Source organism: Synechococcus sp. MIT2312, assembly GCF_059772315.1.
Map to the genome: position 1 here is coordinate 2,592,847 of NZ_CM186281.1, position 25,639 is coordinate 2,618,485.

The 25,639-nt window shown below is 59.3% G+C and carries 27 protein-coding genes; 14 read left to right on the forward strand and 13 right to left on the reverse strand.

From position 1 onward, the window contains the following. Positions 1 to 50: 50 nt before the first annotated feature. From AC6EI9_RS14260 to AC6EI9_RS14270, 3 genes are all read right to left on the reverse strand, one after another. Positions 51 to 1,370, reverse strand: coding sequence for an adenylosuccinate synthase (locus AC6EI9_RS14260; RefSeq protein WP_498468360.1), 1,320 nt, complete (start codon positions 1,368 to 1,370; stop codon positions 51 to 53). A gap of 116 nt (positions 1,371 to 1,486) precedes the next feature. Further along, a complete protein-coding gene (psb27, locus tag AC6EI9_RS14265; RefSeq protein WP_498468361.1) occupies positions 1,487 to 1,909 on the reverse strand; it encodes a photosystem II protein Psb27 in 423 nt (140 codons plus the stop codon). A gap of 43 nt (positions 1,910 to 1,952) precedes the next feature. Then, the gene (locus AC6EI9_RS14270) at positions 1,953 to 3,737 is read right to left on the reverse strand and encodes a proline--tRNA ligase (RefSeq protein WP_498468362.1); all 1,785 of its coding nucleotides are present in this window, start codon (positions 3,735 to 3,737) and stop codon (positions 1,953 to 1,955) included. A 147-nt stretch (positions 3,738 to 3,884) separates the two neighbouring features. Here AC6EI9_RS14270 and AC6EI9_RS14275 point away from each other — a divergent pair, with 147 nt between their 5' ends. The 5 genes from AC6EI9_RS14275 to AC6EI9_RS14295 all read left to right on the forward strand — a co-directional run bounded on the left by AC6EI9_RS14275 (position 3,885) and on the right by AC6EI9_RS14295 (position 6,002). Beyond that, positions 3,885 to 4,349: a DUF8631 domain-containing protein gene (locus AC6EI9_RS14275; RefSeq protein ID WP_498468363.1), complete on the forward strand. Its 465-nt coding sequence runs from the start codon at positions 3,885 to 3,887 to the stop codon at positions 4,347 to 4,349. A 140-nt stretch (positions 4,350 to 4,489) separates the two neighbouring features. Continuing rightward, the gene (locus AC6EI9_RS14280; protein ID WP_498468364.1) at positions 4,490 to 4,717 is read left to right on the forward strand and encodes a hypothetical protein; all 228 of its coding nucleotides are present in this window, start codon (positions 4,490 to 4,492) and stop codon (positions 4,715 to 4,717) included. Then, positions 4,659 to 5,171, forward strand: a complete 513-nt coding sequence (locus AC6EI9_RS14285; RefSeq protein ID WP_498468365.1) for an inorganic diphosphatase — start codon at positions 4,659 to 4,661, stop codon at positions 5,169 to 5,171. Before AC6EI9_RS14280 ends, AC6EI9_RS14285 begins: the two co-directional genes overlap by 59 nt. 109 nt (positions 5,172 to 5,280) lie before the next feature. Continuing rightward, the gene (locus AC6EI9_RS14290; protein ID WP_498468367.1) at positions 5,281 to 5,640 is read left to right on the forward strand and encodes a 2Fe-2S iron-sulfur cluster-binding protein; all 360 of its coding nucleotides are present in this window, start codon (positions 5,281 to 5,283) and stop codon (positions 5,638 to 5,640) included. Positions 5,641 to 5,642: 2 nt separating this feature from the next. Beyond that, on the forward strand, positions 5,643 to 6,002 hold the full coding sequence (locus AC6EI9_RS14295) for a Spx/MgsR family RNA polymerase-binding regulatory protein (RefSeq protein WP_498468368.1): 360 nt from the start codon (positions 5,643 to 5,645) through the stop codon (positions 6,000 to 6,002). Here the strand turns inward: AC6EI9_RS14295 and AC6EI9_RS14300 are convergent. After that, positions 5,965 to 7,470: a hypothetical protein gene (locus AC6EI9_RS14300; RefSeq protein ID WP_498468369.1), complete on the reverse strand. Its 1,506-nt coding sequence runs from the start codon at positions 7,468 to 7,470 to the stop codon at positions 5,965 to 5,967. The genes AC6EI9_RS14295 and AC6EI9_RS14300 overlap by 38 nt on opposite strands. Positions 7,471 to 7,551: 81 nt before the next feature. On the opposite strand from AC6EI9_RS14300, the gene lepB reads away from it, so the two are divergent. Continuing rightward, the gene (gene lepB, locus AC6EI9_RS14305; RefSeq protein WP_498468371.1) at positions 7,552 to 8,283 is read left to right on the forward strand and encodes a signal peptidase I; all 732 of its coding nucleotides are present in this window, start codon (positions 7,552 to 7,554) and stop codon (positions 8,281 to 8,283) included. Here the strand turns inward: lepB and AC6EI9_RS14310 are convergent. Together AC6EI9_RS14310 and AC6EI9_RS14315 are read right to left on the reverse strand one after the other, a co-directional pair. After that, positions 8,255 to 9,535: an amidohydrolase family protein gene (locus tag AC6EI9_RS14310; protein WP_498468372.1), complete on the reverse strand. Its 1,281-nt coding sequence runs from the start codon at positions 9,533 to 9,535 to the stop codon at positions 8,255 to 8,257. The genes lepB and AC6EI9_RS14310 overlap by 29 nt on opposite strands. A gap of 11 nt (positions 9,536 to 9,546) precedes the next feature. Beyond that, entirely contained in the window at positions 9,547 to 10,875 is a 1,329-nt protein-coding gene (locus AC6EI9_RS14315; RefSeq protein ID WP_498470099.1) for a histidine phosphatase family protein, read from the reverse strand. Between the two features lie 109 nt (positions 10,876 to 10,984). Between AC6EI9_RS14315 and AC6EI9_RS14320 the strand changes: the two genes are divergently transcribed. The 6 genes from AC6EI9_RS14320 to AC6EI9_RS14345 all read left to right on the forward strand — a co-directional run bounded on the left by AC6EI9_RS14320 (position 10,985) and on the right by AC6EI9_RS14345 (position 17,905). After that, complete coding sequence (locus AC6EI9_RS14320) at positions 10,985 to 12,361, forward strand: CPBP family intramembrane glutamic endopeptidase (RefSeq protein ID WP_498468373.1); 1,377 nt, start codon at positions 10,985 to 10,987, stop codon at positions 12,359 to 12,361. An 83-nt stretch (positions 12,362 to 12,444) separates the two neighbouring features. Next, the gene (locus AC6EI9_RS14325; protein WP_498468374.1) at positions 12,445 to 12,900 is read left to right on the forward strand and encodes a hypothetical protein; all 456 of its coding nucleotides are present in this window, start codon (positions 12,445 to 12,447) and stop codon (positions 12,898 to 12,900) included. Between the two features lie 3 nt (positions 12,901 to 12,903). After that, on the forward strand, positions 12,904 to 14,709 hold the full coding sequence (locus tag AC6EI9_RS14330; protein ID WP_498468375.1) for a peptidoglycan D,D-transpeptidase FtsI family protein: 1,806 nt from the start codon (positions 12,904 to 12,906) through the stop codon (positions 14,707 to 14,709). A 91-nt stretch (positions 14,710 to 14,800) separates the two neighbouring features. After that, positions 14,801 to 15,973 carry a transaldolase gene (locus tag AC6EI9_RS14335; protein ID WP_498468377.1) on the forward strand — a complete coding sequence of 391 codons (1,173 nt, stop codon included), beginning with the start codon at positions 14,801 to 14,803 and terminating at the stop codon, positions 15,971 to 15,973. A 28-nt stretch (positions 15,974 to 16,001) separates the two neighbouring features. Continuing rightward, on the forward strand, positions 16,002 to 16,388 hold the full coding sequence (locus AC6EI9_RS14340) for a Crp/Fnr family transcriptional regulator (RefSeq protein WP_498468379.1): 387 nt from the start codon (positions 16,002 to 16,004) through the stop codon (positions 16,386 to 16,388). Positions 16,389 to 16,438: 50 nt separating this feature from the next. After that, complete coding sequence (locus tag AC6EI9_RS14345) at positions 16,439 to 17,905, forward strand: FAD-binding domain-containing protein (protein WP_498468380.1); 1,467 nt, start codon at positions 16,439 to 16,441, stop codon at positions 17,903 to 17,905. Here AC6EI9_RS14345 and AC6EI9_RS14350 read toward each other — a convergent pair. From AC6EI9_RS14350 to pyrH, 3 genes are read right to left on the reverse strand one after another with little or no spacing between them, the layout of a single operon-like run. After that, positions 17,902 to 19,032, reverse strand: coding sequence for an NAD(P)/FAD-dependent oxidoreductase (locus tag AC6EI9_RS14350; protein WP_498468381.1), 1,131 nt, complete (start codon positions 19,030 to 19,032; stop codon positions 17,902 to 17,904). The two genes, AC6EI9_RS14345 and AC6EI9_RS14350, sit on opposite strands and share 4 nt — an antisense overlap. Continuing rightward, positions 19,029 to 19,577: a ribosome recycling factor gene (frr, locus tag AC6EI9_RS14355; RefSeq protein WP_498468382.1), complete on the reverse strand. Its 549-nt coding sequence runs from the start codon at positions 19,575 to 19,577 to the stop codon at positions 19,029 to 19,031. Before frr ends, AC6EI9_RS14350 begins: the two co-directional genes overlap by 4 nt. Before the next feature lie 8 nt (positions 19,578 to 19,585). Next, positions 19,586 to 20,293: a UMP kinase gene (pyrH, locus tag AC6EI9_RS14360; RefSeq protein ID WP_067092901.1), complete on the reverse strand. Its 708-nt coding sequence runs from the start codon at positions 20,291 to 20,293 to the stop codon at positions 19,586 to 19,588. A 102-nt stretch (positions 20,294 to 20,395) separates the two neighbouring features. Here pyrH and AC6EI9_RS14365 point away from each other — a divergent pair, with 102 nt between their 5' ends. Continuing rightward, positions 20,396 to 20,581, forward strand: coding sequence for a hypothetical protein (locus tag AC6EI9_RS14365; RefSeq protein ID WP_498468383.1), 186 nt, complete (start codon positions 20,396 to 20,398; stop codon positions 20,579 to 20,581). Positions 20,582 to 20,584: 3 nt separating this feature from the next. Here AC6EI9_RS14365 and cobO read toward each other — a convergent pair whose 3' ends face one another. From cobO to AC6EI9_RS14385, 4 genes are read right to left on the reverse strand one after another with little or no spacing between them, the layout of a single operon-like run. Further along, the gene (gene cobO, locus AC6EI9_RS14370) at positions 20,585 to 21,250 is read right to left on the reverse strand and encodes a cob(I)yrinic acid a,c-diamide adenosyltransferase (protein WP_498468384.1); all 666 of its coding nucleotides are present in this window, start codon (positions 21,248 to 21,250) and stop codon (positions 20,585 to 20,587) included. Beyond that, positions 21,247 to 21,897, reverse strand: a complete 651-nt coding sequence (locus tag AC6EI9_RS14375; RefSeq protein WP_498468385.1) for a class I SAM-dependent methyltransferase — start codon at positions 21,895 to 21,897, stop codon at positions 21,247 to 21,249. The genes cobO and AC6EI9_RS14375 overlap by 4 nt, the downstream gene beginning before the upstream one ends. Positions 21,898 to 21,937: 40 nt before the next feature. Then, positions 21,938 to 23,149, reverse strand: a complete 1,212-nt coding sequence (locus AC6EI9_RS14380; RefSeq protein ID WP_498468386.1) for a serine hydrolase domain-containing protein — start codon at positions 23,147 to 23,149, stop codon at positions 21,938 to 21,940. Positions 23,150 to 23,169: 20 nt separating this feature from the next. After that, positions 23,170 to 24,360, reverse strand: a complete 1,191-nt coding sequence (locus AC6EI9_RS14385; protein ID WP_498468387.1) for a site-specific integrase — start codon at positions 24,358 to 24,360, stop codon at positions 23,170 to 23,172. Positions 24,361 to 24,431: 71 nt separating this feature from the next. On the opposite strand from AC6EI9_RS14385, the gene hemH reads away from it, so the two are divergent. Beyond that, the gene (gene hemH / locus AC6EI9_RS14390) at positions 24,432 to 25,607 is read left to right on the forward strand and encodes a ferrochelatase (RefSeq protein ID WP_498468388.1); all 1,176 of its coding nucleotides are present in this window, start codon (positions 24,432 to 24,434) and stop codon (positions 25,605 to 25,607) included. Positions 25,608 to 25,639 lie beyond the last annotated feature (32 nt).

A 25,639-nucleotide genomic window follows, 5' to 3' on the forward strand; every position in this document is an offset into this window, starting at 1 on the left:
CAAACAGGTGCTGACTGCGGCAGTCTTACGCCTGATGGGCTCTGTCGGAATCAGGCGCTGAGCAGTGCCCGTTTTGGACCGTGGATTGGATCCTCAACAACGATGGTCTGATCGCGACCGGCACCCAGTGACACGATGGCGATCGGAACCTCCATCAGATCGGCCAGGAATCGCAGGTACGCCATGGCTTTCTCGGGAAGATCCTCAAGCGTGCGGCATTCAGCTGTTGAACACTGCCAGCCCGGCAGCGTTTCGAAAATCGGTTGGCAGCGTGCGAACGCCTCTGCACAGGAAGGAAAGTATTCGATCCTTTCTCCATCCAGTTCATAGGCCACGCACACCTGAAGTTCGTCGAGTTCGTCCAGAACATCGAGCTTGGTAACGGCCAGGCAATCAAGGCCGTTCACACCAACGGCGTAGCGTCCGATCACACCGTCGAACCAACCGCAGCGCCGGCGGCGGCCGGTGGTGGTGCCGAACTCACCACCTCGATCGCAGAGATGATCGTTGAGACTGCCATCGAGCTCGGTGGGGAATGGTCCTTCTCCAACTCTGGTGGTGTAAGCCTTGGCCACTCCGATCACCCGGTCGATCAGGGTCGGACCCACGCCAGCCCCAATGCAGGCACCGCCTGACACAGGGTTCGAAGAGGTCACGTAGGGATAGGTGCCGTGGTCAAGGTCGAGCAGCGTTCCCTGTGCGCCCTCGAAGAGAATGTTCTTGCGACCGCGTGCCGCCTGGTGAATCTCGCGGGTGCAGTCCACCACATGCGGGGCCAGCCGTTTGCCGTAGGCCAGATATTCACGGATCACCGCTTCCGCATCGAGCGGTTCCACGCCGTAGATGGTCTGCAGAAGCTGGTTCTTCTCATTCAGTGGGCCTTCGAGGCGATCGCGCAGACGTGTTTCGTCGAGAAGATCGATGACCCGAATGCCGCTTCTCTGAGATTTATCCGCGTAAGTCGGACCGATACCCCGTCCCGTGGTGCCGATGCGGCGATCGCCTCGCTGCTTCTCCATCGCCTGGTCGAGCAGGCGGTGGTAGGGCATGGTCACATGCGCCGTGGAGGAGAGCTTCAGCCCAGCGATGTCGATCCCGTTCTCGATCAACATGTCGAGTTCGCCAAGCATCACTTTGGGATCGACGACGGTTCCTGAACCGATCAGACAAACGGTGTCGGGATAAAGAATTCCAGAGGGAATCAGGTGAAGCTTCAGAACCTGATCGTCCACAACGATGGTGTGGCCAGCGTTGACTCCGCCCTGATAGCGAACAACGACATCAGCGGAACGGCTGAGGAGATCTGTGATCTTTCCTTTCCCTTCGTCACCCCACTGCGCACCGATGACGACAACATTGGCCAAAGACACCGCGGCCCGAAGCCGCCATTCTGCACAATCCGGAACTCTCTCAGATCCACCTGCCTGAGGTCAAAGAGAGTTGCGAAATTGTGATTGGATTCTGAAACGCCTCCCGGATTGAAGGGTCAGGTGCCTCGGAGAGCAGATTTCTCGGCTTTGCTCAACTCCTTTTCAACACGAGTGCGAAGTGCTTCAGGCACCGGCCGGTTGGTGTAGGTGTTGTAGTGACCCTGCAGAGAATTCAAGGCCGTCTGCATGGTGGTGAAGGAGCTGAGACCATTCACCTGGGGCTTGGGCCGATACCTCGACATGTAGTCATTGATGAGGTCGTGGGCTTCCTGCTCCGAGGTCTGCAGCCCTTCTGCATCGGAGGGGAGTGAAAGCGTGGTCTGCAGAGAGTGAACGACTGCCACTGTGTCTTCGACGTAGTCACCGGTCAGGGTGGAGACGGTGTCGCCGCAGGCGGTGAGCAACAGGGAAAGACCAAGGCACAGAGCCAGAGTGAATCCCCTGAGTTGTCGGCTGAGGCGTTGCAGCGCTATTCGCATGGCAGGAAAAGTTTGAGGAACTTTAAGGCGGAGCAGATCTCGTTTAGGTGCACCCCCGGACTGCCTCGAGTACGGAGGTCAGCGCGTCTTGATGCGCCATGGTGCTGTTTGAGCGGGTGGAGCGCTCCACCACCTCGACCCTTCCGGCTTCGGCTTCGCGACCGACAACGATCCGCCAGGGGATGCCAATCAGATCAGCGTCTTTGAATTTGACTCCTGCACGTTCGCTGCGGTCATCCAGGAGGGCATCAACTCCTGCCGATTGCAGCGATCCGTAGAGAGACTCTCCCAGGTCCAGCTGTGTCGAGTCCTGAACGTTCGCCACAACAACGATCACCTGGAAGGGCGCAATGCTCACCGGCCAGCAGATCCCCGCGTCATCGTGATGTTGTTCTACTGCCGCTTGAGCGAGCCGAGAGATACCGATGCCGTAGCAGCCCATCAGCAGCGATGCCTGCTTGCCGTCCTTGTCGGTGAAGCGCGCCTCGAGTGCGTCGGAATATTTGCTGCCGAGCTGGAAGATGTGGCCCACCTCGATGCCCCTCCGCTCCTCAAGGATCTGCTCCTGGTTGTGGAGAGACCGATCTCCGGCCTTGGCATTGCGGAGATCAGCTTGGATCTGAGCGGGCATGGAGCTCCATGTCGCTCCCCAGCGATGCTTGTCGGCGCTGTTGGCGCCACAGACGAAGCGCTCAAGATCCATGGCGGTTGGGTCCGCCAGGCGTTCAAATCGGGTTTCCCAGCTTCGTGACGTCTTCAGTGTGCTGTCGGCAAGATCCGGACCGATCGAGCCGAAGGGAAGGGACTCGAGGCCCTGCTTCCGGAGTTGCTCTGGGTTGATCGGTGCAATCTCCAGAGCGGAGGACCCCATGCGCTGGGTCACGGCGTTTGTCAACTTGACATCATTCAGCTCCTGATCCCCTCGCAGGCTGACCAGAAGCGGTTGCTCTCGACCATCGTCGAGCCGGGCCAGCAGCACCAGAACCTTGACGGTCTGAGATGGGGAGAGGCCGTTGGCAGAGCAGAGATCCTCAATCGTTGCCTGAGCAGGCGTGTCAAGGTTTCGTTCCTCCCCCGGAGGCAGTGGCTCTGCTGGGCATGGATGCGACACCGCTTTTTCCTGATTGGCGGCGTAGCTGCCATCCGGCGTGGAGAGAATCAGGTCCTCGCCCGCATTGGCCATCACCATGAATTCCTGGGACGCGGCTCCTCCAATCGCGCCGCTGTCAGCATCCACTCCAACGGCGTTGAGACCACAGCGCTTGAAGATGCGGGCATAGGCCCCGGCCATCAGTGCATAGGTCTGCTCCAGGTCCGCTTCGTCGGCATGGAAGGAGTAGGCGTCCTTCATGATGAATTCCCGACTGCGCATCAGCCCGAAACGGGGTCTGATCTCGTCGCGGAATTTGGTCTGAATCTGATAAAGCGTGACCGGCAGCTGTTTGTAGGAGCGCAGCAGCTCCCCAGCAAGCTCCGTGACGACTTCCTCATGGGTGGGGCCGAGGCCCACGCGTCGGCCCTGGCGATCCTCCAGGTGGAACATGATGCCCTCGCCAGCGGTGTAGCCCTGCCATCGCCCGCTGCGTTCCCATGGTTCAGCGGGTTGGAGCTGCGGAAGCAGCGTCTCAAGTGCGCCGAGGCTGTCAAGCTCGTCACGGACGATCGTGCTGATTTTGCGCAGCACCCGCCACATCAAGGGGAGGTAGGCATAGATGCCTGATCCAACGCGTCTGATGTATCCACCACGAACAAGCAGTTGATGAGACGGGATTTCAGCGTCAGCGGGCACGTTCCTCAACGTCACCAGCGACAGGCGGGAGACGCGCATGACAGGAATTTATAGAGGGGGCATGGAAGCTATCACCGCCAAGAAAACGGTCGATCCGGGAACTGTCACTTTTGCTGTGATCGATGCTGGCGTCCTGAGTCTCAGCTGCTATGTTCTGCGAAATCCAAGCTGTCCCAGCGCTGTCTCATGTTTCCTCGGCCGTTAGAAGTTTCAGTACCGGCCGTGAGTGAATCATCGGATTTTCGAAGTGATGCTGCCGCTGCTCTTTCTCAGTCGGATGCGTTGGTTGGAATTGACGATGTCCAGAAGTCGTTGAATCGATCGCGTGCATCTGTGTATCGCTACACCAACACCGATCCACGCAACCTCAACCCTGTTTTCAACCCCCGCAAGCTCAACCCTGAATACAGAAGCGATCAAAAAGATCCTCTTCTGTTTCACCCCAACGAGGTCGCTCGATTCGCCAAGGATGTCTTGCGGATCAAAGAGGTCACCGTTGAGGTGCTCAATTCACCCTCCACAGCCACGCAGCAAGTGCTTGGAGCGATTCTCGATGAGTTGCAACTGATCAGGGCCCGACTTGACGGACTCCCTGAAGCTCCGTCTGATCTCGCCTCGCGTCGTGATCGGCAGGATCGCCCTGCTGCATAAGACTTGCAGTGGTGTCAGAATGGAATTGAGTTCTGATTTCTCGGATTCAGAGCTCAATTTCCCCACAGGTCGTCTTCGGGCGTTCTGAACGACTTCAAAGCACTCGGCCTGAAGTCTGGGATGTCCCCGATCACCACTGAATGGACCCTGAGCCTGCCCCCAAACATCCTGCGCATGCAGCGCAGTTCGCGGCTATTCCTGCTCTTGCTGTTCTCGGGTTCACTCTCGCCGTTACAGGACTGGGCATTCCATTGGCCGCTGTGCTGACTGATCGCCCCACCCACTCCTCCGTCACTGTCCAGGAGAGTTATGGATCTCAGGGCTCTTACCCCATCTCCGTCTCCAGGAGTGGTGAATCTGATCGTTGAGATTCCAGCTGGAAGCAGCAACAAGTACGAATACTTCGCTGAAGCCGGGGTCATGGCCCTGGACCGAGTGCTGCATCCATCGGTCAGATATCCATTCGACTACGGCTTTATTCCCAACACCCTGGCTGAGGATGGATCCCCTCTTGATGCAATGGTGATCATGGCGGAACCCACCTTTGCCGGATGTCTGATTCAGGCCAGACCCATCGGGGTGCTTGATATGACCGATATGGGCCATTACGACGGCAAGATTCTCTGTGTGCCTGTGGCTGACCCACGTCAGCAGGCCATTAACAGCATTGTTCAGATCGCACCCAGTCAGCTTGAGGATGTTGCTGAATTTTTCCGTACCTACAAAAACATGGAAGGTCGTGTGACCGAGATCGGCGGTTGGCGCGACGTGGATGCGGTACAGCCCCTGCTGGAGACCTGTGTTCAGGCAGCTTCCGCCTGATCAGTCATCGGTTCAGGGAGGACAGCTCGCTCTGCCGGGATTGGCGGACTGATCCTCGGCTACACCCGTGAGGCTTGTAAATTAAGTGACACTTTGATGTAAAAGATCCGTGCCCACCATCCGTTTTGAGCAGGAAGGCCAGGACATTGGCTGCATTGAGGGTGCCAACCTGCGCAAAGCGGCTCTCTCGGCTGGTGTCAACCCTTACAAAGGTCTGAACAACCTCAACAACTGTGGTGGTGTCGGTCAGTGCGGCACGTGCGTCATCGAAGTTCTTGAGGGAGCTCAGAACCTTTCTCCAATCAGTGATGTTGAAGAGGTCTACCTGGCTGATCGACCTGCCAATTACCGCCTCAGCTGTCGCACGACGGTCAACGGTGACATCACCATCCGCTCGCATCCCGGTGATGGAGTCGGTCAAGGCTCCAACAGCCTCATTGGTGCCGTCAAGAGTCTCCTGAGCCGTTGACTGTGGCCGGTTTCACAGTCTTCAGTTATTCCCGCTGCAGCACTTGCCGAAAAGCGCTTTCGTGGCTTGAGAATGAAGGGTTCGAATGCGAGGTGATCGACATCACGCTCGTTCCTCCTTCAGCCGATCTTCTGCATCAGGCGTATCGGCAGTTTGGCCAGGTCAAGCCCTTGTTCAACACCAGTGGACAGAGCTACAGAGCCATTGGTGCCGATGTGGTCAAAGCCATGACCGATGATCAGGCCCTTCAAGCACTGGCTGCCGATGGAAAGCTGATCAAGCGTCCATTTGTTCAGTGTCCGGATGGTCGATTTCTGGTTGGTTTCAAGCCCGAGGTCTGGTCCGAGTTGCTTCTGAGCTGAAGTTCAATCCGTCGAGCTCTGTGATCAGCTCATCGACATCCTTCTGGACCCTCAGTTGGTTCATGCTGCTTCTCTTGAAATCTTCCAGAAAAGCCGCCACGAGTTCCTGGCTGCGTTCAAGAACTGGACCCTGCTCAAGAGTTTTCGCTAATTCCTCCCAGAATCGGTCGATGGTCTGAATTCCCAGCTCCTGAAGCACCGGATCTTTCTGTGCAAAACGATCGCCTGCGTTGCGGGAGAGATTCAACAGAGAGTCAACGAGGCCTGTCGATAGCTGAAGGCTGAGCTGGTTTTCGGCTTTGTCAATCCCAGGCAGTGCTCGCAGCGGCGTTGGGATTGCCTTGTCCTCAAGGTTGCGTCGCAGCGCATGACTCACCAAGGCAACCAGCTGGGGTCGCATGCCTGGCCCGACCTGGGTCAAGACCAATGGCAGCCAGAGGCGCAGCAGCTCAGCAAGCTCCCTTTCCCCATCCGATTCGACGCTCTGATGGCTGCACAGACGTCGGATCTTGTCGGGCCAATGGGGTGAGCGCACCGCGTCCTGCGCTGCGTCGAGGATGCGCAGTGTGATCACTTCAAACAACTCGAGAGCGAGAACAGCGACCACGCCGCGGCTCACCGCGGCTCTGAGGGGTTCCAGCTGGATCATGCGTGCGCTGGACAGACGCTCTGTTACCGGCACGATCCGAAGCAGCCTCCAGAACGGAATCAGCAGTGGCAAATCAATCCATCGACGCAGCAGTGCGTCTCTCCAGGCGATAGCGGGGTAGCGCTGCTTCAGCCGAATCGCGCGCAGCATGATGTCCAGAAGAAAAAGAATCTGGAAGGGAAGATCGATCCTCCACGACAGATCGATCGGCTGCCCGTTTTCATCCGTGCCGCGCCAGTAATTCGTGGAAGCAAGCGGAAGAATGCTGTTGCGCCAGAACCTTCGTTCCGCTGCCCATCGCTCATCCGTCAGATAGCGATCTCCAAGCAGATGGGCGGCCGATTGTTTGGCTGAATCCATTCCTGCCCTCGCCCTCAGGCGACTTTTGAGTTTCTCCAGCGTTCCCGTTTTGTTGGAGCTGACGAAGGGGTTTTCATCGATCAGCTGACTGTTGCGCACCACCATTTCCAAACGCAGCTGCTTGGCTGCAGGGCTGTTGATGCCACTGGCAGCGGCGGTGCGTTCCAGGCGCTGAAAATGTTGGATGTAAGCCTCGGTGTCCTGATGAGGCTCAATTCCCTTCACCGGGTCGTACAGGGGTGTGATGTCAGGTAGCCAGGGCAGCGGAACGGCAAGGCTGATCGAGGGCAGGGGAAACAGTGTGCGCTGCAGCCAGAAATTGCGCAGTGGCACATAGGTCACGTCGAAGACGACCCAGGCCAGGTTCAGAGCTGCAATTCCTGCGACCAGTCGGTCCCAGCCAAGCCAGAAGCGACGGCTTGCGGAGGGTTTCACACCTTGCCACCGAGGTCTGACCATGGGTGTGAGCGTTCTCAGCTGAGGCTAGGAGGCCATCGCCATCAGGCCTATCTTGGATGACCCAGGTCAGCAAGGTTTCCGTTGCCAGACGCTCAGCACGACGCTTCGCCTTCACAAGCTGATTCTCAATCGGATTCATCTGCGGCCCCCTCCAAATCGCAGGGCCAGAAGGGACATCCGTTCTGGGATTTCTGGGGACCTGTGATCTTCACTTTGGCCCTGTATCTCGGGATCCGTCATTACGTGGCAGAGGCACGCTTCATCCCCTCCGGTTCGATGCTTCCTGGTCTGCAGATCCAGGACCGCCTGCTCGTTGAAAAACTCTCCTACGCCAGACGGGGGCCCAAGCGTGGAGAAATTGTGGTGTTCAACTCACCGCATGCCTTTGATCCAGCATTGAAAACCGCTGGATCCCCCCCCGCGTTCCGCTGTGCTCTGGCCAACTTTCCTCTTCTGGGACTGATCCCCGGACTGAGTCATCCTGCATGTGATGCCTACATCAAGCGGGTTGTCGCTGTGGGTGGTGACCAGGTCTCCGTGAACCCGCGAGGTGAAGTCCGAGTGAATGGAGACCCCGTGGATGAGCCCTATGTGACCAGGTATTGCCCGGTTGATGAACAGGGAATGAGCCTCTGCCGCACGCTGAATGTGACGGTGCCTGAAGGGCACGTGCTCGCGCTTGGTGACAACCGCAGCAACAGCTGGGATGGACGCTATTGGCCAGGCGGTCCTTTCCTGCCTGAAGATCAAATCATCGGCCGGGCGCTCTGGAGGTTCTGGCCTCTCAATCGGCTGGGCACGCTGGGGTCCTGAGGCCGCATTGCACAACGCGTCCTCTCAACGGCTGGTCGAGGCAGGGCTGATTCGCGGCCTTCGAAGCCCATGGATCTGATCGTGTGGGTGTCCAGATCACATCGGGGTCAAACAGAAGCCAGCGATTGCTTCCCAGAGTCAGATGCTCCACTTCAACCCCCAGGAGTCGGGCGGGCCCGAAGCTGAGCACGTCCCAGAGGCGTTCTGCTGTCCAGCCGCTCGACACCACAAGCGTTTGCCAGAGCGAGGGGAGCACGTGTTGATGACCGGCGATCCCGCGCTGGCGTTGATCAGGAGGCAGCAGGCACTCTTCGTCATCAAGCGGTGATGCATGCACAGCAATCGCCTGGATCAGGCCCTCGCTGAGGCCTTTGATGAGTGCATCACGATCTGTTCTGTTGCCCAGGGACGGTGAGACAAACCACGAGGCTGCCGTTGCTGCACTGCAACTGTTGCTCGTCAGCACATGCCACCAGCTCACGGTCGCGGCAGGACGCAAGCTCAACTGCTTCAGCAGATCAACCCCTGCTGCGGTGGACAAACCCATCAGTGTCAGCTTGCGCTCCGGGTGCTCCTGCTGAAGCTGAGCGAGCTGGCTGAGGGGCAGTGTTTCGCTGCTTAGAGGATCAGTGGGCCAGCCGGCTCTCAGCGCTTCGGGGCCTTCCCGCAACAGCCCCTCGCCGCGCAGAACGGCATCGAGGGGCGCTATCAGCACAGGTGATGCCCCCGATTCGCCAAGGGTCAAAGCGCGGTCAAGCAACGGGACCGGCGGCATGCTGTTGCCATCCGAGAGGCCAACGGCACCTGCCTCGATCAGGTCGGCATGGGGAGTCAGTTGTTCGCCCTGCCCGCCTTGACTGAAGCCGCCCCAGAGGTGGACTGTCACGTCAGAGTCGGATCGCTGAAACCCGCGAAGTCGATCTGGCAGTTCCCGACGGTTGCCTGATGCCTCGGGTAGCAGAGCAAGCTGTCCGTAACCGCCTGCAGCGGCAGAGCGCACGAGACTTTCCAGGGTTTCTCCCTGGCCCTGGAACGGCTCCGGCAGCAGCGAATGAACATCGACCAGGCATGGAGCAAGCAGCTGATGTCCTGCATCCGTCGAGCTGATTCCTGCTGTTCGAGCCGCTTCGCGGGCCTGGTCGCCGAGTGCCTCGAGACGTCCCTCGCGCAGCAGGGCTGCACCCTGCTCCTGCAGCGGCTGGTCGGGCCCGACCAGCACCCGCACGGGGTCAAGCAGGATCATCTCGGTCATCGATCTCAGTGTTAGAGCGCTCCGGCCGCCGTGCGATCGAGCACACCGCCGAGGTGGGAGGTGAGGTTCAGGCAGGCAACCACTGCAGGCTGGCCCGGTTCGGATGGCATGTCGACCACCGTGACGCCTCCGTTGCCTTGTTTGACGGCCCAGATATCAGCAGGTCTGAGGCCCAGCAGGTGGCAGAGGATTGTTTTGTTGACAGCGTCATGGGCCACCACCAGTGCGGTTTCCGTGGCGTCGAGACTGGACGCAATGGCATTCCAGCTGTCAACGGAGCGATTCCAGACGTCTTGGATTGTTTCCCCTTCAGGCATCTGCACTGTCTCTGGTGAGCGTTTCCACTCCTCCAGCAGGTCTCCCCAATCGGCGCTGATTTCCGATTCAAGCTTGCCTTCCCAGAGGCCATGACCGATTTCCATCAGCCCGTCCGTGAGCGTGATGGAGATGCCGGGGTGAGATTTCAGGATGCCCTCAGCTGTCTCGCGAGGGCGTGACATTGAACTGCTGTAGGCCTTTTGCAACGACACGTCCTGCAGAAAGCCCCTCGCAGCCTCCGCCTGAGCATGCCCATTGCTGTTCAGAGGGATGTCGATCTGTCCTTGGAAGCGACCTTCTCGATTCCAGTTCGTTTCGCCATGTCGAACAAGGATGAGCCGTGACCCTGCGCCTTTCGCAGGAAGTGGAGGGTCGAGGTGCGCGGTGCTGTTCAGACACTCGATCTGCACCTGATGGCCGTTGTCGCATGGGCTGAGATTGAAAATCGAGAGTGAGGCATTGTCGAGGCGGAGTCGACGGAAGCCCTGTTGCGGATCTCCCAGCAGGCTCACCATCAGGCAGCGCAGGATGGCGTTGTGCCCCACCAGCAGCACCGTGTCATCGCTGTTCACGGGATGCCGCCTGACCAGTTCGTCCAGGAAGCGTCGGGCCTGCTTCATCAACTCCTCGTAAGGGCGATAACGGTTCCCGTCCTTTCGGATCAACTCCAAAGCTTCGGGCTTCTGTTTCCAGGTGGCGAATTCCTCTGGGAAGCGTTCCGATCGTTCGGCCGCAGTCAGCCCACTCCACGGCTCGAGATCAATCTCCAGCAGGCCGTCATCGAAGCTTGGTTCAAGTCCGTCTTCCCGGTTCTCAAGGATTCCCGCCGTTGTGGATGCTGCCCGTTTCAGCGGAGAGCTGTAAACCGCCTGAATGGGCACATCGGCAAGCGCCTGCCCGAGCCGGCGAGCCTGCTCCTGTCCTGAAGCAGTGAGTGTGGAGAGATCATCCCGCCCCTGGATCCTCCGCTCCACATTGAAGCTGCTGAGACCGTGGCGAACGAGGAGAAGACGCAGGGGCACCGCTACATGCTGATAGAGCGCCGCCATCGTATGAGCGTGCCCAGAGTGAACTCTTCATCGGCTGTGGCCCGCGCTACCGACGAGAATCCAACGCAATTGCCCGCTCTGTGTGACCAGCCCACCCTCCGGACGATCAACGGCGGCCCCGTCCTGGAAGGTGCTGCTTGCCATTCTCTCGCTGGTACTGGCCACCACGATCTGGGCCCTAGGGCTGGTGGACAGTTTCTCGAAACCCTCTGTTGCTCCTGCATTGTCGCTGGAGCAACAGGAGCTGACGTTGCTGGCAGAGCCTCGGATTCCAGCGCCTCTGCGGCCCCTTCTGCTCGGAGCAGATGCCTCAGATTCCCTGTTGAACAGCCTGCGGCAAATTCCGCTGGAGCGGTTGGATGACCGCCAGAAAATTTTGTTCACTGCTCTGGAGACGGATCCCGAGCATCGACGCAGTCTCCAGCAGTTGGATCTCGAATCCAGTGATCTGCTCCAGCTTCAGAGAGCGCTCGCGGAAGACGATCAGAACAATGTCTCAGCGGATGAGCGTTCCAGGCTGCTGCTGCTGACTGCCGACCCGTTAACCCGTCGACTCGCCTGTGAAGCACTGGGTGGTGATCAGGCGAGCTGCCTCGATCAGGCCATCGCGACAAGGGCTGCCCGCCGGCTGGTGATCAGTGAGCTCCTTCCCTTGCTGGCCCTGCTGCTCGGTGGACTTTTGCTGTTGCGCCATCTATGGCAACTGCTGCGACGCCGATTGCCCTCCTGGCCGACTCTGCTTGCCCCTCCTCTCGGGGTTCTGGACATGGTGCTGCTGGTGGCGGGCGGTTTTGTGGTGCTCGGTGAGGTCTTGATGCCTCTGTTGGTCATTCCGATCTCCTCGGCGTTCACGAGCGGCCTTTCTGCGCCTCTGAGTCAGGGCGTCAATGTGTTTCTGGGTTATGTCGCTCTGGCGGGACCTCCCCTGCTGATCCTGCATCAGCAGCTGGGGCAGCTGGACCGAACGCAGATGCCTCCGCAAGGGTGGCTGCAGTGGCGGATTCAGCCTGTTGCCGGTGCTCTGTTTCAGGGAGCCCGAGGCTGGCTGATGGTTCTGCCTCCCGTTGTTCTGACCGGTTGGTTGATCACTCGTGTGATCGGGGATCAGGGAGGCAGCAACCCATTGCTTGAGATCGTCCTCAACAGTCAGGACCCCCTCGCCCTGTTGCTGTTGTCTGCGACGGCTGTGGTTCTGGCTCCGCTGTTTGAAGAAACCATCTTCCGTGGTGTGCTGCTGCCCGTGCTTGGCCAGTCTCTCGGTCGATCAGGAGGCGTGCTGGTGAGTGCTCTTGTCTTTGCAGTCGCTCATCTCAGCATCGGCGAACTGGCTCCTCTTTTGGTGCTCGGACTCGGCCTTGGCCTGCTCCGTCTCAGCACCGGCCGACTGCTTCCCTGCGTGGTGATGCACGCACTCTGGAACGGCGTGACCTTCCTGAATCTCTTGTTGCTGGGAAGCTGATCCAATCTTCAGTCCTGGTCAAGGTTTCAGGCTTGCGGTGTCCTCTCTCAGGTGGTTCACTAGCGCATTGATCAACCTTGTCCGTGGTCGCGGTTCCGCAGTCACAACCGTCTTCCGCGCAACGTCCGGCCTCCAGTAGTCCGTTCGAGGTCATTCAGGGTTCGCTCTCTGCACGTCGTGTTGCACGCAAATCCCCATTGCTGGCGGGTCTCCACCGCACGGCAGACGGCAGCCTGATCGGAGTCTTCGCGGCAGTCCTTGTGCTCAGTGGGCTCACGCTGCACTGGCAGCATCGGTGGACCCTCGCCTTCCGTCAGCTTGAGATGACCCGGGAGCTGGCTCATCGTCTGACCGAATCCACGGCCATGCTCGAACGACATTTGTTGGAGCGTTCCCAGACCCCCAAGCAGATGGTGCCCACCACGGTGGCCAATCTGGTGTATCTCAACCGTCCCTCATCGGTTTCCACCAAGCCAGGGATCGACCACCTGGCCATGCTCGGTTCGCTCATGGAGCGCACCATTCATCACGGCTACTGATTCATGGGCCGTTCCGCCAAGTCCCCACGGCCAGGAGCCGGCCGTCAGCGCAGGAGGGTTGTGCCTCTGGAGCCAGTTCCTGCAGGACGCATGCGATCCGTCTTCGCACTGCTTTGTCTGGGCCTAGTCGGCTTGATGGGACGCATGGCCTGGTTGCAGGCTTTTCAGGCCAGCGAGCTCGAGGCTCGTGCGCGTTCCGTGCAGACTCAGCGCACGAAGCCGCTGGGGACCCGCCGACCCATTGTTGACCGCACCGGGCGACTTGTCGCTCTTGATGAAGAGCGCTACCGGCTCTGGCTGCATCCGCGTTACTTCAATCTTCCTGGGGATGCCCCGACTCTGATTCGCCCCCCTGCCGATGTTGCGGCACGTCTGGCTCCGTTACTGACACTCACCGAGACGGAAATCCTTCAGCGAATCGGTGACCGTCCCTCCGGAATCAAGCTGATCGAGGGTCTGGATCCAGAAACTGCATCAATAATCCGCTCCGCCGGCATCTCTGGCGTTGACCTGGAGTCCTATCCCTACCGCGTGTATCCCCAGGGTGATTTGTTCGCCAATGTGGTCGGCTTTCTCAATCAGGATCGTGAACCTCAGGCAGGTCTTGAGCAAAGCCGACATGACGAACTTCAGCGCCATGAACAGGCTCGAAGTCTTCGGCGAGGAGCCGATGGCACTCCGTTGCCCGACAATCTCGATGCCGGTGTGTTCTTCGGAGATGATCTGCGACTGCAGCTCACGCTTGATGCGCGTCTTCAGGCTGTCGCTGCGAAGGCCCTGGCTGCTCAGATCAAAACCTGGAAAGCCCAGAAAGGAGTTGCCATTGTCATGGACGTCACCAACGGTGAGTTGCTGGCGCTGGCATCGGTGCCCACGTATGACCCGAACAGCTACTGGAGTTTCCCAGCAGGTCGTTTCCGGGAATGGTCCGTACAGGATCTCTATGAACCGGGATCCACCTTCAAGCCCATCAACCTGGCCCTGGCTCTTCAGGAAAATGCGATTCAGACCACAGGACGTGTTCAGGACGGCGGTTCTGTCACGATCGGTGGGTGGCCGATCAACAATCACGACCGTCGAGCCAACGGTTTGATCGACTTTGCCACGGTGCTGCAGGTGTCCAGCAACGTCGGCATGGTCCAGGCCATGCGCAATCTGCCCCCCTCGACGTACTGGGACTGGTTGAGTCGACTTGGCCTGGATGCACGGCCCGACACCGACCTCCCCGGAGCCGTTGCCGGTCAGCTCAAGTCCAAGGAGCAGTTCACCACTCAGCCGATCGAGCCTGCCACGGCGTCTTTTGGACAGGGATTTTCACTGACACCGTTGAAGTTGGTGCAGCTGCATGCCTTGCTCGCCAATGGCGGCCGTCTTGTCAGCCCCCACATCACCCGAGGACTGAGAGCCGGCGATGCGCTGGCTCCGCCTGGATCACGTCAAGGCAAGCCACTGCTCAAACCTGAGGTCACTCGGACAGTGATGGCCTGGATGGAATCGGTGGTTGAGAAAGGAAGCGGCAAGGGTGTCAGAACACCGGGGTACCGCATCGGTGGCAAGACGGGAACGGCTCAGAAGGCTCTGAATGGGGTTTATGTTCCCGGCGCTCTGATCTGTAGTTTTGTGGCGACTCTTCCCGTGGACGATCCGCGTTACGTCGTGTTGGTTGTGGTGGATGAGCCTCAGGGAGACAATGCCTACGGATCCACGGTGGCTCTTCCGGTTGCGAAATCAATCATTGACGGTCTGTTGGTGATTGAAAAGATTCCGCCAAGCACGGCGCGCACTCCGGCTTCGACGCAACCAGGTTGAAGTGGTGCAAGTGCCTGCGTCCCGCTGAGCTTTCAGTGGGATGCCAGCTCTGAAAACGCGGCTACGTTACGGGCAACAAGCCTTTAGAGACATGGCAACTCTTCTTGACCAGCTCTCTGCGATGACCGTCGTGGTGGCGGATACGGGTGATCTTGAAGCGATCCGCAAATTCACGCCTCGGGATGCCACCACCAATCCATCCCTGATCCTCGCCGCTGCTCAGATCCCTGCTTATCAAAGTCTGATTGATGAGGCCCTGCGATCCTCCCGCCGTCTGATCGGCGACAGTGCACCCGTTGAGACGGTGGTGCGTGAGGCGCTTGATGAGATCAGCGTGATTTTCGGCAAGGAAATCCTCAAGATCGTTCCCCGCCGTGTGTCCACCGAGGTTGATGCACGGCTCAGTTACGACACTGCCGCCACGATTGAAAAGGGTCGCAAGCTGATTCGCCTCTACAACGACGCCGGCATCAGTAATGATCGCGTGTTGATCAAGATCGCCTCCACCTGGGAGGGGATCAAAGCCGCTGAAGTGCTTGAGAGGGAAGGCATTCACTGCAATCTCACGCTCCTGTTTGGCTTTGCTCAGGCCGCGGCCTGCGCTGAAGCCGGTGTGACTCTCGTTTCGCCCTTCGTTGGCCGCATCCTCGACTGGTACAAAGCTGATACGGGTAGGGATTCCTATCCCGGTCCGGAGGACCCCGGTGTTCTGTCTGTTACCAGAATCTTCAACTACTTCAAGGCCTACGGCTACAAGACCGAGGTGATGGGTGCCAGTTTCCGCAACCTCGATGAAATCACCGAGCTTGCCGGCTGCGATCTGCTCACCATTTCACCCAAGTTGCTCGATCAGCTGCGTTCCAGTGAGGCCACCCTCAACCGCAAACTCGATGCGGCGAACCCCGCCAACAGCGAACCTCAGATCCATGTTGAGAAGGAGCAGTTCGACACCCTGATGGCCTCTGATCGGATGGCTACAGACAAACTTGGCGAAGGCATCAAGGGCTTCAGCAAAGCCATTGAAACGCTGGAAAGCATGCTGGCTCATCGACTGGCGGAACTTGAGGGAGGTCAGGCCTTCGGTCATGCCGTGCAGGAGATTTTCATGCTGAATGACATGAACGGTGACGGCTGCATCACGCGTGATGAATGGCTGGGCAGTGATGCGGTGTTTGATGCTCTGGATGCAGATCATGACGGCAGACTCACACAGGAGGAGGTGCGCTGTGGCTTTGGATCTGCCCTGTCACTGACAAGAGCCTGATCGTCCGGTCGTCTCTGGTTGTTTCTCTGTGAATGCCCTCGACACCATGCGTGCCCTTGCTCAGAAGAGTGAGGTGCACGGCGTCCATGCCGGTGACGTGATCTTCAAGGCTGACGATCCTGGTGCGTCGATGTTCGGTGTGCTCGAGGGCAGAGTCCGACTGAACTGGACCAATGAAAACGGCCAGCAGGGGTATGAACTGATCGAAGCCGGCAATGTTTTCGGTGCCGGTGCATTGGTGATGGAAGGCCATCGCAGACTGGGCACTGCACAGGCTGAAACCGATTGCCGCCTGATTGAGATGAATCGCGAGAAATTTCTTTTTGCTGTTCAGGAGTCCCCCATGTTTGCCATTGAACTGTTGGCCTCTGTGGATGCCCGTCTGCGTGATCTGAAGATCGCAACCCAAGCCTGAGCTCAATCTGACTAGCTTCTTGAAAGTTTTTTGGAGCTGTTCCCCAGTCGATGGCGTTGCAGCTGGTCTGGTTCAAGCGCGACTTGCGGCTCGAGGATCACAGGCCACTGATCCAGGCCCTGGCTCTTGGAGACGTGTTGCCTCTTTACATCGTTGAGCCTGATCTTTGGCGCCAGCAGGATGTCTCAGGCCGTCAGTGGGAATTCTGCAGGGAAGCCCTGCTCGATCTCCAGCAGGCGATGGCTGCTCTTGGTCAGCCGCTGGTCATTCGCTGTGGGGATGCAGTGGCAGTGCTTGAGCGTGCACGGCGTCAGCTCGGTGTGTCGGGCCTCTGGAGTCATGAAGAGACTGGTAACGACTGGACCTATTCCAGAGACAGGCGGGTCGCTGCGTGGGCAAGAGAGCGCAGCATTCCCTGGCGTGAGATTCCGCAGTTCGGTGTGATCCGTCCGTTGCGGACGCGTGGTGGATGGGCCCGGCGCTGGGAAGAGCGTATGGCGGAACCGATCACGCCTGCTCCCACCCATCTCGAGCCACTGCAGGGGGTCTCACCCGGTGAACTACCCTCGGCCGCTGACCTGGGACTCGAGCCTGATCCCTGTCCTCATCGCCAGCATGGTGGTCGTGATGCCGGTCTGAACGAACTCGAGCATTTCCTGGACCAACGGGTGGGGCAGTACTGCCAATCCATCTCCAGCCCGAACAGAGCCTTCACAGGATGTTCCAGGCTCTCCACTTATCTCACCTGGGGTTGCCTGTCCATGCGTGAGGTCCTTCAGCGCAGTCGTGCGAGTCATGGACGCGGGGCGCGCAGTTTTGGCTCGAGGCTTCACTGGCACTGTCATTTCATCCAGAAGCTGGAGGATCAACCCTCCATCGAGTGGCAGGACTTTCACCCGTTCATGCGTGATCTCCGAGAGCTTGATGCCGAGCGTCTGGCGGCCTGGGCTGAAGGCCGTACCGGAGTGCCTTTTGTGGATGCCTGCATGCGGGCCCTGAGGGCCAATGGCTGGATCAACTTCCGCATGCGGGCAATGTTGATGTCGTTTGCGAGCTACAACCTCTGGTTGCCATGGAGGGACAGCGGCCTGCACCTCGCGCGTCAGTTTGTCGATTACGAACCGGGAATTCACTGGAGTCAATGCCAGATGCAGTCGGGCAGCACCTCCATCAACACGATCCGGATCTACAACCCGATCAAGCAGGGTCGTGACCATGATCGGGACGGTGTGTTCATCCGCCGCTGGTGCCCTGAACTGGCGGATATTCCCGCGGTGCATCTTCATGAACCCTGGGCATTCAACGGCGTCATGCCGATTGTGGATTGTGCCGATTCGGCAAGACAGGCCAAGGAGCGGATTTTCGCGATCAGACGTTCAGCTGGATTCGATCGTCATGCTGATGCCATTCAGCGGCGGCATGGCTCGAGGCGGGCTGGTTTGCCGGCATCATCCCGACGACGACCACCTCGGCGCGTCAGTGATCCATCGGTGCAGCAGCTGACCTTTGATCTCTAGCTGCGCTGCAGCAGCAGCCGGCGGATAACGCGCTGAGCGATATCGCCATAGCCCATCTCTCCAGAGAGGATCTGGGCGATACGTCGAGGAGCCGTCGGCCGTTTGACCCCCAGCTGATAGCCCACACCGGGGAAGCGGTAAAACACCTGGGCAATCCGACGCCCCCAGGCCATGGAGTCGCCCCAGCGCTGTCGCATCGCCTTGGAGTAGCCCCTTAACGATTGCTCGTCGCCCTTCAGCCAGCGGTCCAATTGCTTTGCGGCTTCGCAGCCGCTCATCAGAGCTGGTCGCAACCCCTCGGCAAGGAAGGGATCGCAGAGGGATGCCGCATCGCCAACCGCCACCACTCCGTCGGCATGGAGAGGGCTGTGACCGTTCCATACCCTCAGATTGGCTTGCTGCCGAAGACCTGCGTCGGCAGCAAAGCCAAGGTCTGGCAGTAGCTCACTCAGGATCGTCTCCGAATCGGTGACATCACGACCGATGAAGGTGCCCACTCCCACATTGATCCCATCGGCCAGCGGAAAAGCCCAGGCGAACCCGTGGCGCACAAGCCCGAATTCGAATCGTGCCGTTCCAGGAGCGAGCGTTCCAAGCCCTTCGAGGCGAACCGAGAGTGTGCTCGCCATGTGCAGGGAGTTCGGGCCGATGCCGACTTGTTGCGGCCAGGGGGACCCTGAACCATCGGCGATCACCACGGCTCGGGCCTGCACAGGTGTTCCCTGTTCCCCTGTGAGCGTCCAGCACTCGCCGGTGCGTTCGAGCGCCTTCACACGACACGGTCGCTGAATGGTGGCACCAGCGCTCACCGCCTGTTCAAGCAGTAAGGAATCCAGATGCTCACGCCTCACAATCCAGAACGGTGCTTCACCGGGAAGTTCGGCGACAACCGGATCCTCCAGACACCAGCTGAAGTCGACCTGGCGGATCACATCATCAACCGCAGGGCTGAGGTCGAATGGGAACCAGTTCTGCACAGAGGAAGCCATGCCTCCACCGCAGGGCTTGATCTGGGCCCCGGTCTCCGCTTCGAGAATGGTGACGGAATGCCCAGCGTGAGCAAGGTGAAAAGCAGCTGAAGTGCCGGCAGCTCCGGCACCGATCACGGCAACGTCAGTTGTAATCACACCTTGAGGATGTCGGCCTCCTTGTCGGCCAAGTGCTTCTCCAGCTGTGCGATGAATTTCTCGAGAGTTTTCTGGATCGTGTCCTGTTCGTCACGGCTCTGATCCTCGGAAAACTCACCCTCCTTTTCCTGTTTCTTGATTTTGTCGATGGCGTCGCGGCGGATGTTGCGCAGGGCAACCTTTCCTTCCTCGGCGTATTTGGAGGCGAGCTTGCAGAACTCCTTGCGCCGCTCCTCGGTGAGTGGTGGCACGTTGATGCGGATGATCTTGCCGTCGTTGTTAGGGGTGAAGCCCAGTTCACTCATCGCGATCGCCTTCTCAATCCCCGCCAGCGAGCTGATGTCGAAGGGCTGGATCTGGATGGTCTGTGAGTCAGGTGTTGTCAGCGTGGCCAACGATTTCAGTGGCGTGTCAGCGCCGTAGTACTCCACCGAGATGCGATCGAGCAGAGACGAGTTGGCCCGTCCTGTTCGGATGGTGTTGAACATGCGCTGGGTGGATTCCACCGACTTCTGCATGCTCGCTTCGAGGTCTTGCTTCGACATAACGCTTGTCAGTTGTTGATCCGGGAACCGATCGGCTCTCCAGCCACGGCTTTGCCGATGTTGCCAGGTTCAAACAGATTGAAAACAACAATCGGGATGTTGTTGTCTTTGCAAAGAGCGATGGCAGTGCTGTCCATCACGGCGAGTTCACCGCTCAGAACCTGCTGATAGGTGAGGTGCTCCTGTTTCACGGCGTCGGCGTGGATGGCGGGATCCTTGTCATAAACACCATCCACCTTGGTTGCCTTGAACACCACATCCGCATTGATCTCGGCTGCCCGCAGAGCTGCCGTGGTGTCGGTGGTGAAGAAGGGATTGCCGCAACCGGCGCCGAAGACCACCACGCGTCCCTTCTCGAGATGGCGGATGGCTTTACGGCGGATGTAGGGCTCGGCGACTTCCTGCATGCCGATGGCGGTCTGCACCCGGGTTGGTACACCTGCGCGTTCCAGTCCGTCCTGGAGCGTGATCGCATTCATCACTGTGGCCAGCATGCCCACGTAATCCGCCGTGGCTCGATCCATTCCGGCGGCCGACCCTTTCAGGCCCCGGAAGATGTTTCCTCCGCCCACCACAATCGCCAGCTGAGTGCCGCCAGCGATCACCTTGGCAACGTCTTCAGCGATGGACTGCACGATGGCGGGATCGATTCCGTAGCCCTGATCTCCCATCAGCGCCTCTCCGCTGAGTTTCAGGAGTGCACGCGCGTAGGCCATTCATCCACCTGATCCAGCTGACAGTAGCAACCAGGATCGGACGGTCCTGCCACTGGCGCGTCTGCGGCGGAGCCGCTTGGATAGGGAAACGTTGAAGCCCCCATGTCTGACGAGAACGGTGGACGCAGCTCGGTGATGGCACGCCTCACCCTCTCCGCTCTGGATCGCGCCAGTCAGGACCCGTCCTGTTGGCGTGATCCCATTGTTCATCGTGCTCTGCTGGTGAGTGGGCTCTCAGTGCTGACTGCTGCATCGGGCTTGATCAGACACGATCTGGATCAGGACTGAACTTCAGTACTCGATGCCAGCCTGAGCTTTGACACCCTGCTCTCTGAATGGGTGTTTGCTCAAGGTCATTTCCGTGACGAGATCGGCTGCTTCGATCAGCGATGCCGGTGCTCCGCGACCGGTCACGGCCACATGGCACAGCTCAGGTCGCTCCCTCAGGCCAGCGATCACGGTGTCCGGTTCGATGTAGCCCAGCTTGATGGCCACGTTGAGTTCATCCAGCAGAACCAGCTTGATGCGGTCGTCACGAAGATGGCCCAGGGCGGTTTGCCAGGCCTCCGCGACCAGTTGCTGATCACGCTGGCGGTCCTGGGTTTCCCAGGTGAATCCCTCCCCCAGTGCATGCCAGCTGATCTGCTCGCCGAAGGCTTGTAGCGCCCTGGCTTCGCCAGGCTCCCAACCACCCTTGATGAATTGCACAACCGCCACCTGTTCGCCGTGACCGAGGGTGCGAAGCACGAGCCCCAGGCCTGCCGTGGTTTTGCCCTTGCCGTGACCGGTGAACACCAAGATCAGCCCCTTCTCCTTGTTGCGCTCCTCGACGCGCTGGCGTTGCACCTGCTGACGACGTTCCATGCGCTTTCGGTAGCCGGCATCATCCTTTTCGGGTGCAAGCTTTCCTCCCATGCCCAGTTCGGCTGCCGTCTGGTCGAGGTTGCTGTTGCTCATGGAGAAGGTGCGTCGATGCTTGGGCGTGCCGCGGTGATCCGCTGCAGGGCCTGCCCTGCCAGTAACTCCTGATTCACCGCAGTGAAACCGAGCTGCTGCAGCTGAGATGGCAAGTCGTCCTCCAGCATGGACGTGGCCGTATCGGTTTCAAACAAGGCGCAGAACAGTTGTTGCGGCAGTCGCAGCCATGGTCCTGCGGAGTGCAGATCCACAATCACCAGCCAGCCACCTGGTTTCAACAGGCGCAGGCACTGGCGCAGCACCAGTTCTCGCTCGCGGCGAGGAAATTCATGCAGCGCCACGCTCAGCTGAACGGCATGAAAGCTTGCGTCTTGGAACGGTGGTTCCTCGGCCAATCCCTCCACTCGCTCAAGGCCTGGGTGTCGTCGGGCGGCCAGAGCCAGGGCGAGTGGAGAGAGATCAAGCCCTGTCACACGGAAGCCCGTCGCCAACCAGGGCGCTGCGGCCTCGCCGCTGCCGCAGCAGAGATCCAGCACAGCTGCACCGGGCTCAAGCCTGGACTGCAGAGCCTCCAGCCCCAGACTGCGGAGTTGCTCGACTCCACCCACGCTCAGGGATGAGATCGCCGTGACCGTGTCGTAGATCCAGCGGTAGCGATAGGCCAGGGGCCGCAGAAACGAGGTCATCAGAATCAGCAATGGATGAGAGGGACGTCATCCAGAGCGTTCATCCTGACGTTGAAGGCCCGGTCTCAGTGGATCCAACCTCAGGCAGGCAGCCCAGACCTCTCTGTGGTGAGAAACGAAATTGGCCTTCCTTCTCTTGCACATCCCAGTCATAGAACTCTTGGATGCGACGGCAGATCCTTTCAATCAGCAGTTCTCCTCCGTCTCCATTGGTCATGACCACCAGGCCATATCCCTTCGACTGATGCGCCATCAGAAAGCTGCGAAAACCTCGATTGGCACCCATGTGAGCGAAGTACCAACCTTCCCCCTGCTGGAACACTTGAAATCCAGAGCTGAAGGACCCGACCCCGACGGGCCGCCAGAGATCTCTAACCAGCGTTCTGGACAATGGCTTCACTGCATCTCCGGCCGCTGTTCGCTGCAGAGAACGAATCAGAGCTGCCAGCTCCTCGGATGTGCTCCAAAGCCCTGCGGCGGCCAGCTCTGGGTAGACCATCCAGGGAACGTCAATGCGCTGCCCCCTGATGTCGTGGGCTAAGGCAGCTGCATGCCGACGTGATGCATCGAGAGGTTGTTGATAGGTGCTCTGCAACATGCCAAGTGGCTGAAGCAACTTGGTTCGCATCAGATCGGGAAAGGTTCGACCAGTCACATCCATCAGCAGCTGTTGCATCACAACGCTGCCTCCGCCTGAATAACGGGATTGGCTCATCGGCGCAAAGCCTGGACGGATTGCCACCGTCTTTGCCGGTGGAACCCCGTTCAGGATGCTCAGCGTGTCCGGCAGAGCTTCCGACGGTCGATAACCAGGGAAACCAAGGCCATCGGCCAGTCCCGATGTGTGACTGAGCAACATCCTCGGTGTGATTGCAGGCGAGACGCCTTCAGGCCGTGAAGGCATGTCCCATGAGCGCAGAAATATGGCCACATCTCCGTCGAGATCGAGTTGTCCTTGATCTGCCAGGACCGCCGTTGCGACTGCCATCACCGGCTTGCTAATCGATGCCGCTTGAAACAACGTGGTCGTCGTGACCGGGCGCTGTGAGCTTGCATCCGCTTTGCCAAAGGCAAGCGTCCAATGGATCTCGAAATCCCTGATCACCGTTATGCTCACTCCCGGAACACCGGCTTCGTTCATCCAGGTCTGTAATTCCGTGATGGGAAGCACGGAAGCGACCTCGTCTCGCCTGGTGGTTGCTGACTCTCCGGAGGATGGGAGCAGCGGCAGTGTCGTGACGCATAGCGCCATGAGCTTGTGCCACCGATTTCTCATGAAGCCTGTTGTCGTGCCAGGGCCGCGTCCACAGCCTGCTGCTGATCGCGTCGGGTGATCCAGTGGTGGTAGGTGCGAGTGTGAATGGCCACTGAGTGGCCCATCATTCTCGCGGAAACCGTGTCAGGCAGGCCGATATGGATGGTTCTCACGGCCCAGGCATGGCGAAGGTCATAAGGGGTGAGTGGAAGGTCGTAGCGCCGAAATTGCTCGGTGACCCTTCGGCCCACTTGCTGCAGGGTCGTTGTTCTCAGATCAGTGCTGATCACCGGCAAGGCCTGCGGCTCCCGTCCAAGTTTGAGAAGGTCAAACCGCTCGACCCAGTCCGGGTTGAAAGGCCAAACCTGATGCTCACCCGTTTTGGTGGTGGGCAAGACCCGGATCACGCGATCACCCTCATCGCGCAGGGCGGAGAGGTCGCTGAAGAACACTTCATGGTTGCGAAGGCCATAGGTGGCCATCAGGCCGTAGGCCAGTCGCCAGCGTGGATTGGGAATCCTCAGGATGCTTTCGAGAATTTGCTGGTCGCTGGGGAGCTGGCGGAAGCGGGCTCGATGCAGGCCATAGCCGGCCGCCTCTGCTCGCCAGTTCTCCGGCAGTTCCAGTTCCAGATGCCTGGCCAGGCTGCCCAGGGCTGTGCTGCATTGCTGGCGACTGCGGCTTCCATCGGGGTAGCTGTGCAGGGTCTCAAGCAGCAGCTCGGCGCCGATTCGACCTGTATCCCTGCCGGCAAGTGTGCGCAGTCGTCGCAGATAGGGGTTGTAGGCACCTGTCCAAGTGGTTCGACTGCCGGCAGGGGAGCGTCTCCGTCGTGGATCAGCAAAAAAGGCTTGCTCGAAGGCCTGGAGTTGCTGGTCAAGCAGGTGACGAGTTCCAGCTGCGGTGGCAGATGTGGTCGCCGTTTGCGCTGGCGCCTTGAGCCACTGCTCCCATCGAAACTGGTCGCGCTTGAGCTGGGCATCGATCACCCGAGCGATCTGCTCGGCTTCGCGCAATCCATCCCTGTCGTTCTCAATGCCGAGGCTGAGACGTTGCACCGATCGCTGGCCGGGCTTTTCACGCCCAGGGAACAATCCACGCAGGTTTAACCGGCGACCGCGACATTCGATACGTAAGCCGATGCCGATCGAGGCCAGCGCTGCATTCGAATTTCGCCTGATCTCTTCAAGAGGCTCGCTGGGAGTCATCCTTTCCTTCAGGACATCGTCAAGATGCCGTTAACGCGGGTTACTCTCAACCCCTGCATTCGTTTCCAGTCATGGCTCGGGTCGGTGTCGTACTGCTCAATCTGGGTGGCCCTGAGCGGATTCAGGACGTAGGTCCCTTCCTTTTCAATCTCTTCGCGGATCCGGAGATCATCCGGCTGCCGATTCCAGCTCTGCAGAAGCCTCTGGCCTGGTTGATCAGCACCCTGCGCAGCGGCAAGTCACAGAGCGCCTACCGCTCCATCGGCGGCGGCTCTCCACTGCGTCGGATCACCGAGCAGCAGGCTCGAGAGCTGCAGAGCCTGCTGCGGCAACGGGGGATCGAGGCCACCAGCTACGTGGCCATGCGCTACTGGCATCCCTTCACAGAGTCTGCCGTCGCGGATATCAAGGCCGACGGAATGGATCAGGTGGTTGTGCTGCCGCTCTACCCGCACTTCTCCATCAGCACCAGTGGTTCGAGTTTCAGGGAGCTCCAGCGGCTGCGACAGGGTGATGGTGTCTTTGAGAAGCTGCCAATCCGGTGCATCCGCAGCTGGTTTGATCACCCTGGCTACGTCACCGCGATGGCTGAGCTGATCGCTGAGGAAGTCCGCAACAGCGATGACCCCCACCAGGCTCATGTGTTCTTCAGTGCCCATGGCGTGCCGAAGAGTTATGTCGAAGAAGCCGGTGATCCCTATCAACAGGAAATCGAAGCCTGCACTGCCCTGATCATGAAGAAGCTCGAGGAGCTTCTGGGACACGACAACCCACACACCCTCGCTTATCAAAGCCGTGTGGGTCCGGTCGAGTGGCTGAAGCCCTACACCGAAGAAGCGCTGGAAGAGCTCGGCAAAGCCAAGACCAACGACCTTGTCGTGGTGCCGATCAGCTTTGTCAGCGAGCACATCGAAACGCTGGAGGAGATTGACATCGAGTACCGCGAACTCGCCACCGAGTCCGGTGTGGTGAATTTCCGGCGCGTGCGTGCTCTCGACACCTACCCCCCCTTCATCGAAGGATTGGCTGATCTTGTGGTCACCAGCCTTGAAGGCCCTGAAGTCAGCCTTGATGCGGCAGCGGAACTGCCAACCAAGGTCAAGCTCTATCCCCAGGAGAAATGGGAGTGGGGCTGGAACAACAGTTCCGAAGTCTGGAACGGGCGACTGGCCATGCTCGGCTTCTCCGCCTTTCTGCTCGAGATCATCAGTGGCCAGGGTCCGCTGCATGCTCTCGGTCTGCTCTGAACGCCAGCGAACCGACAGGCCGGCCCTTAATC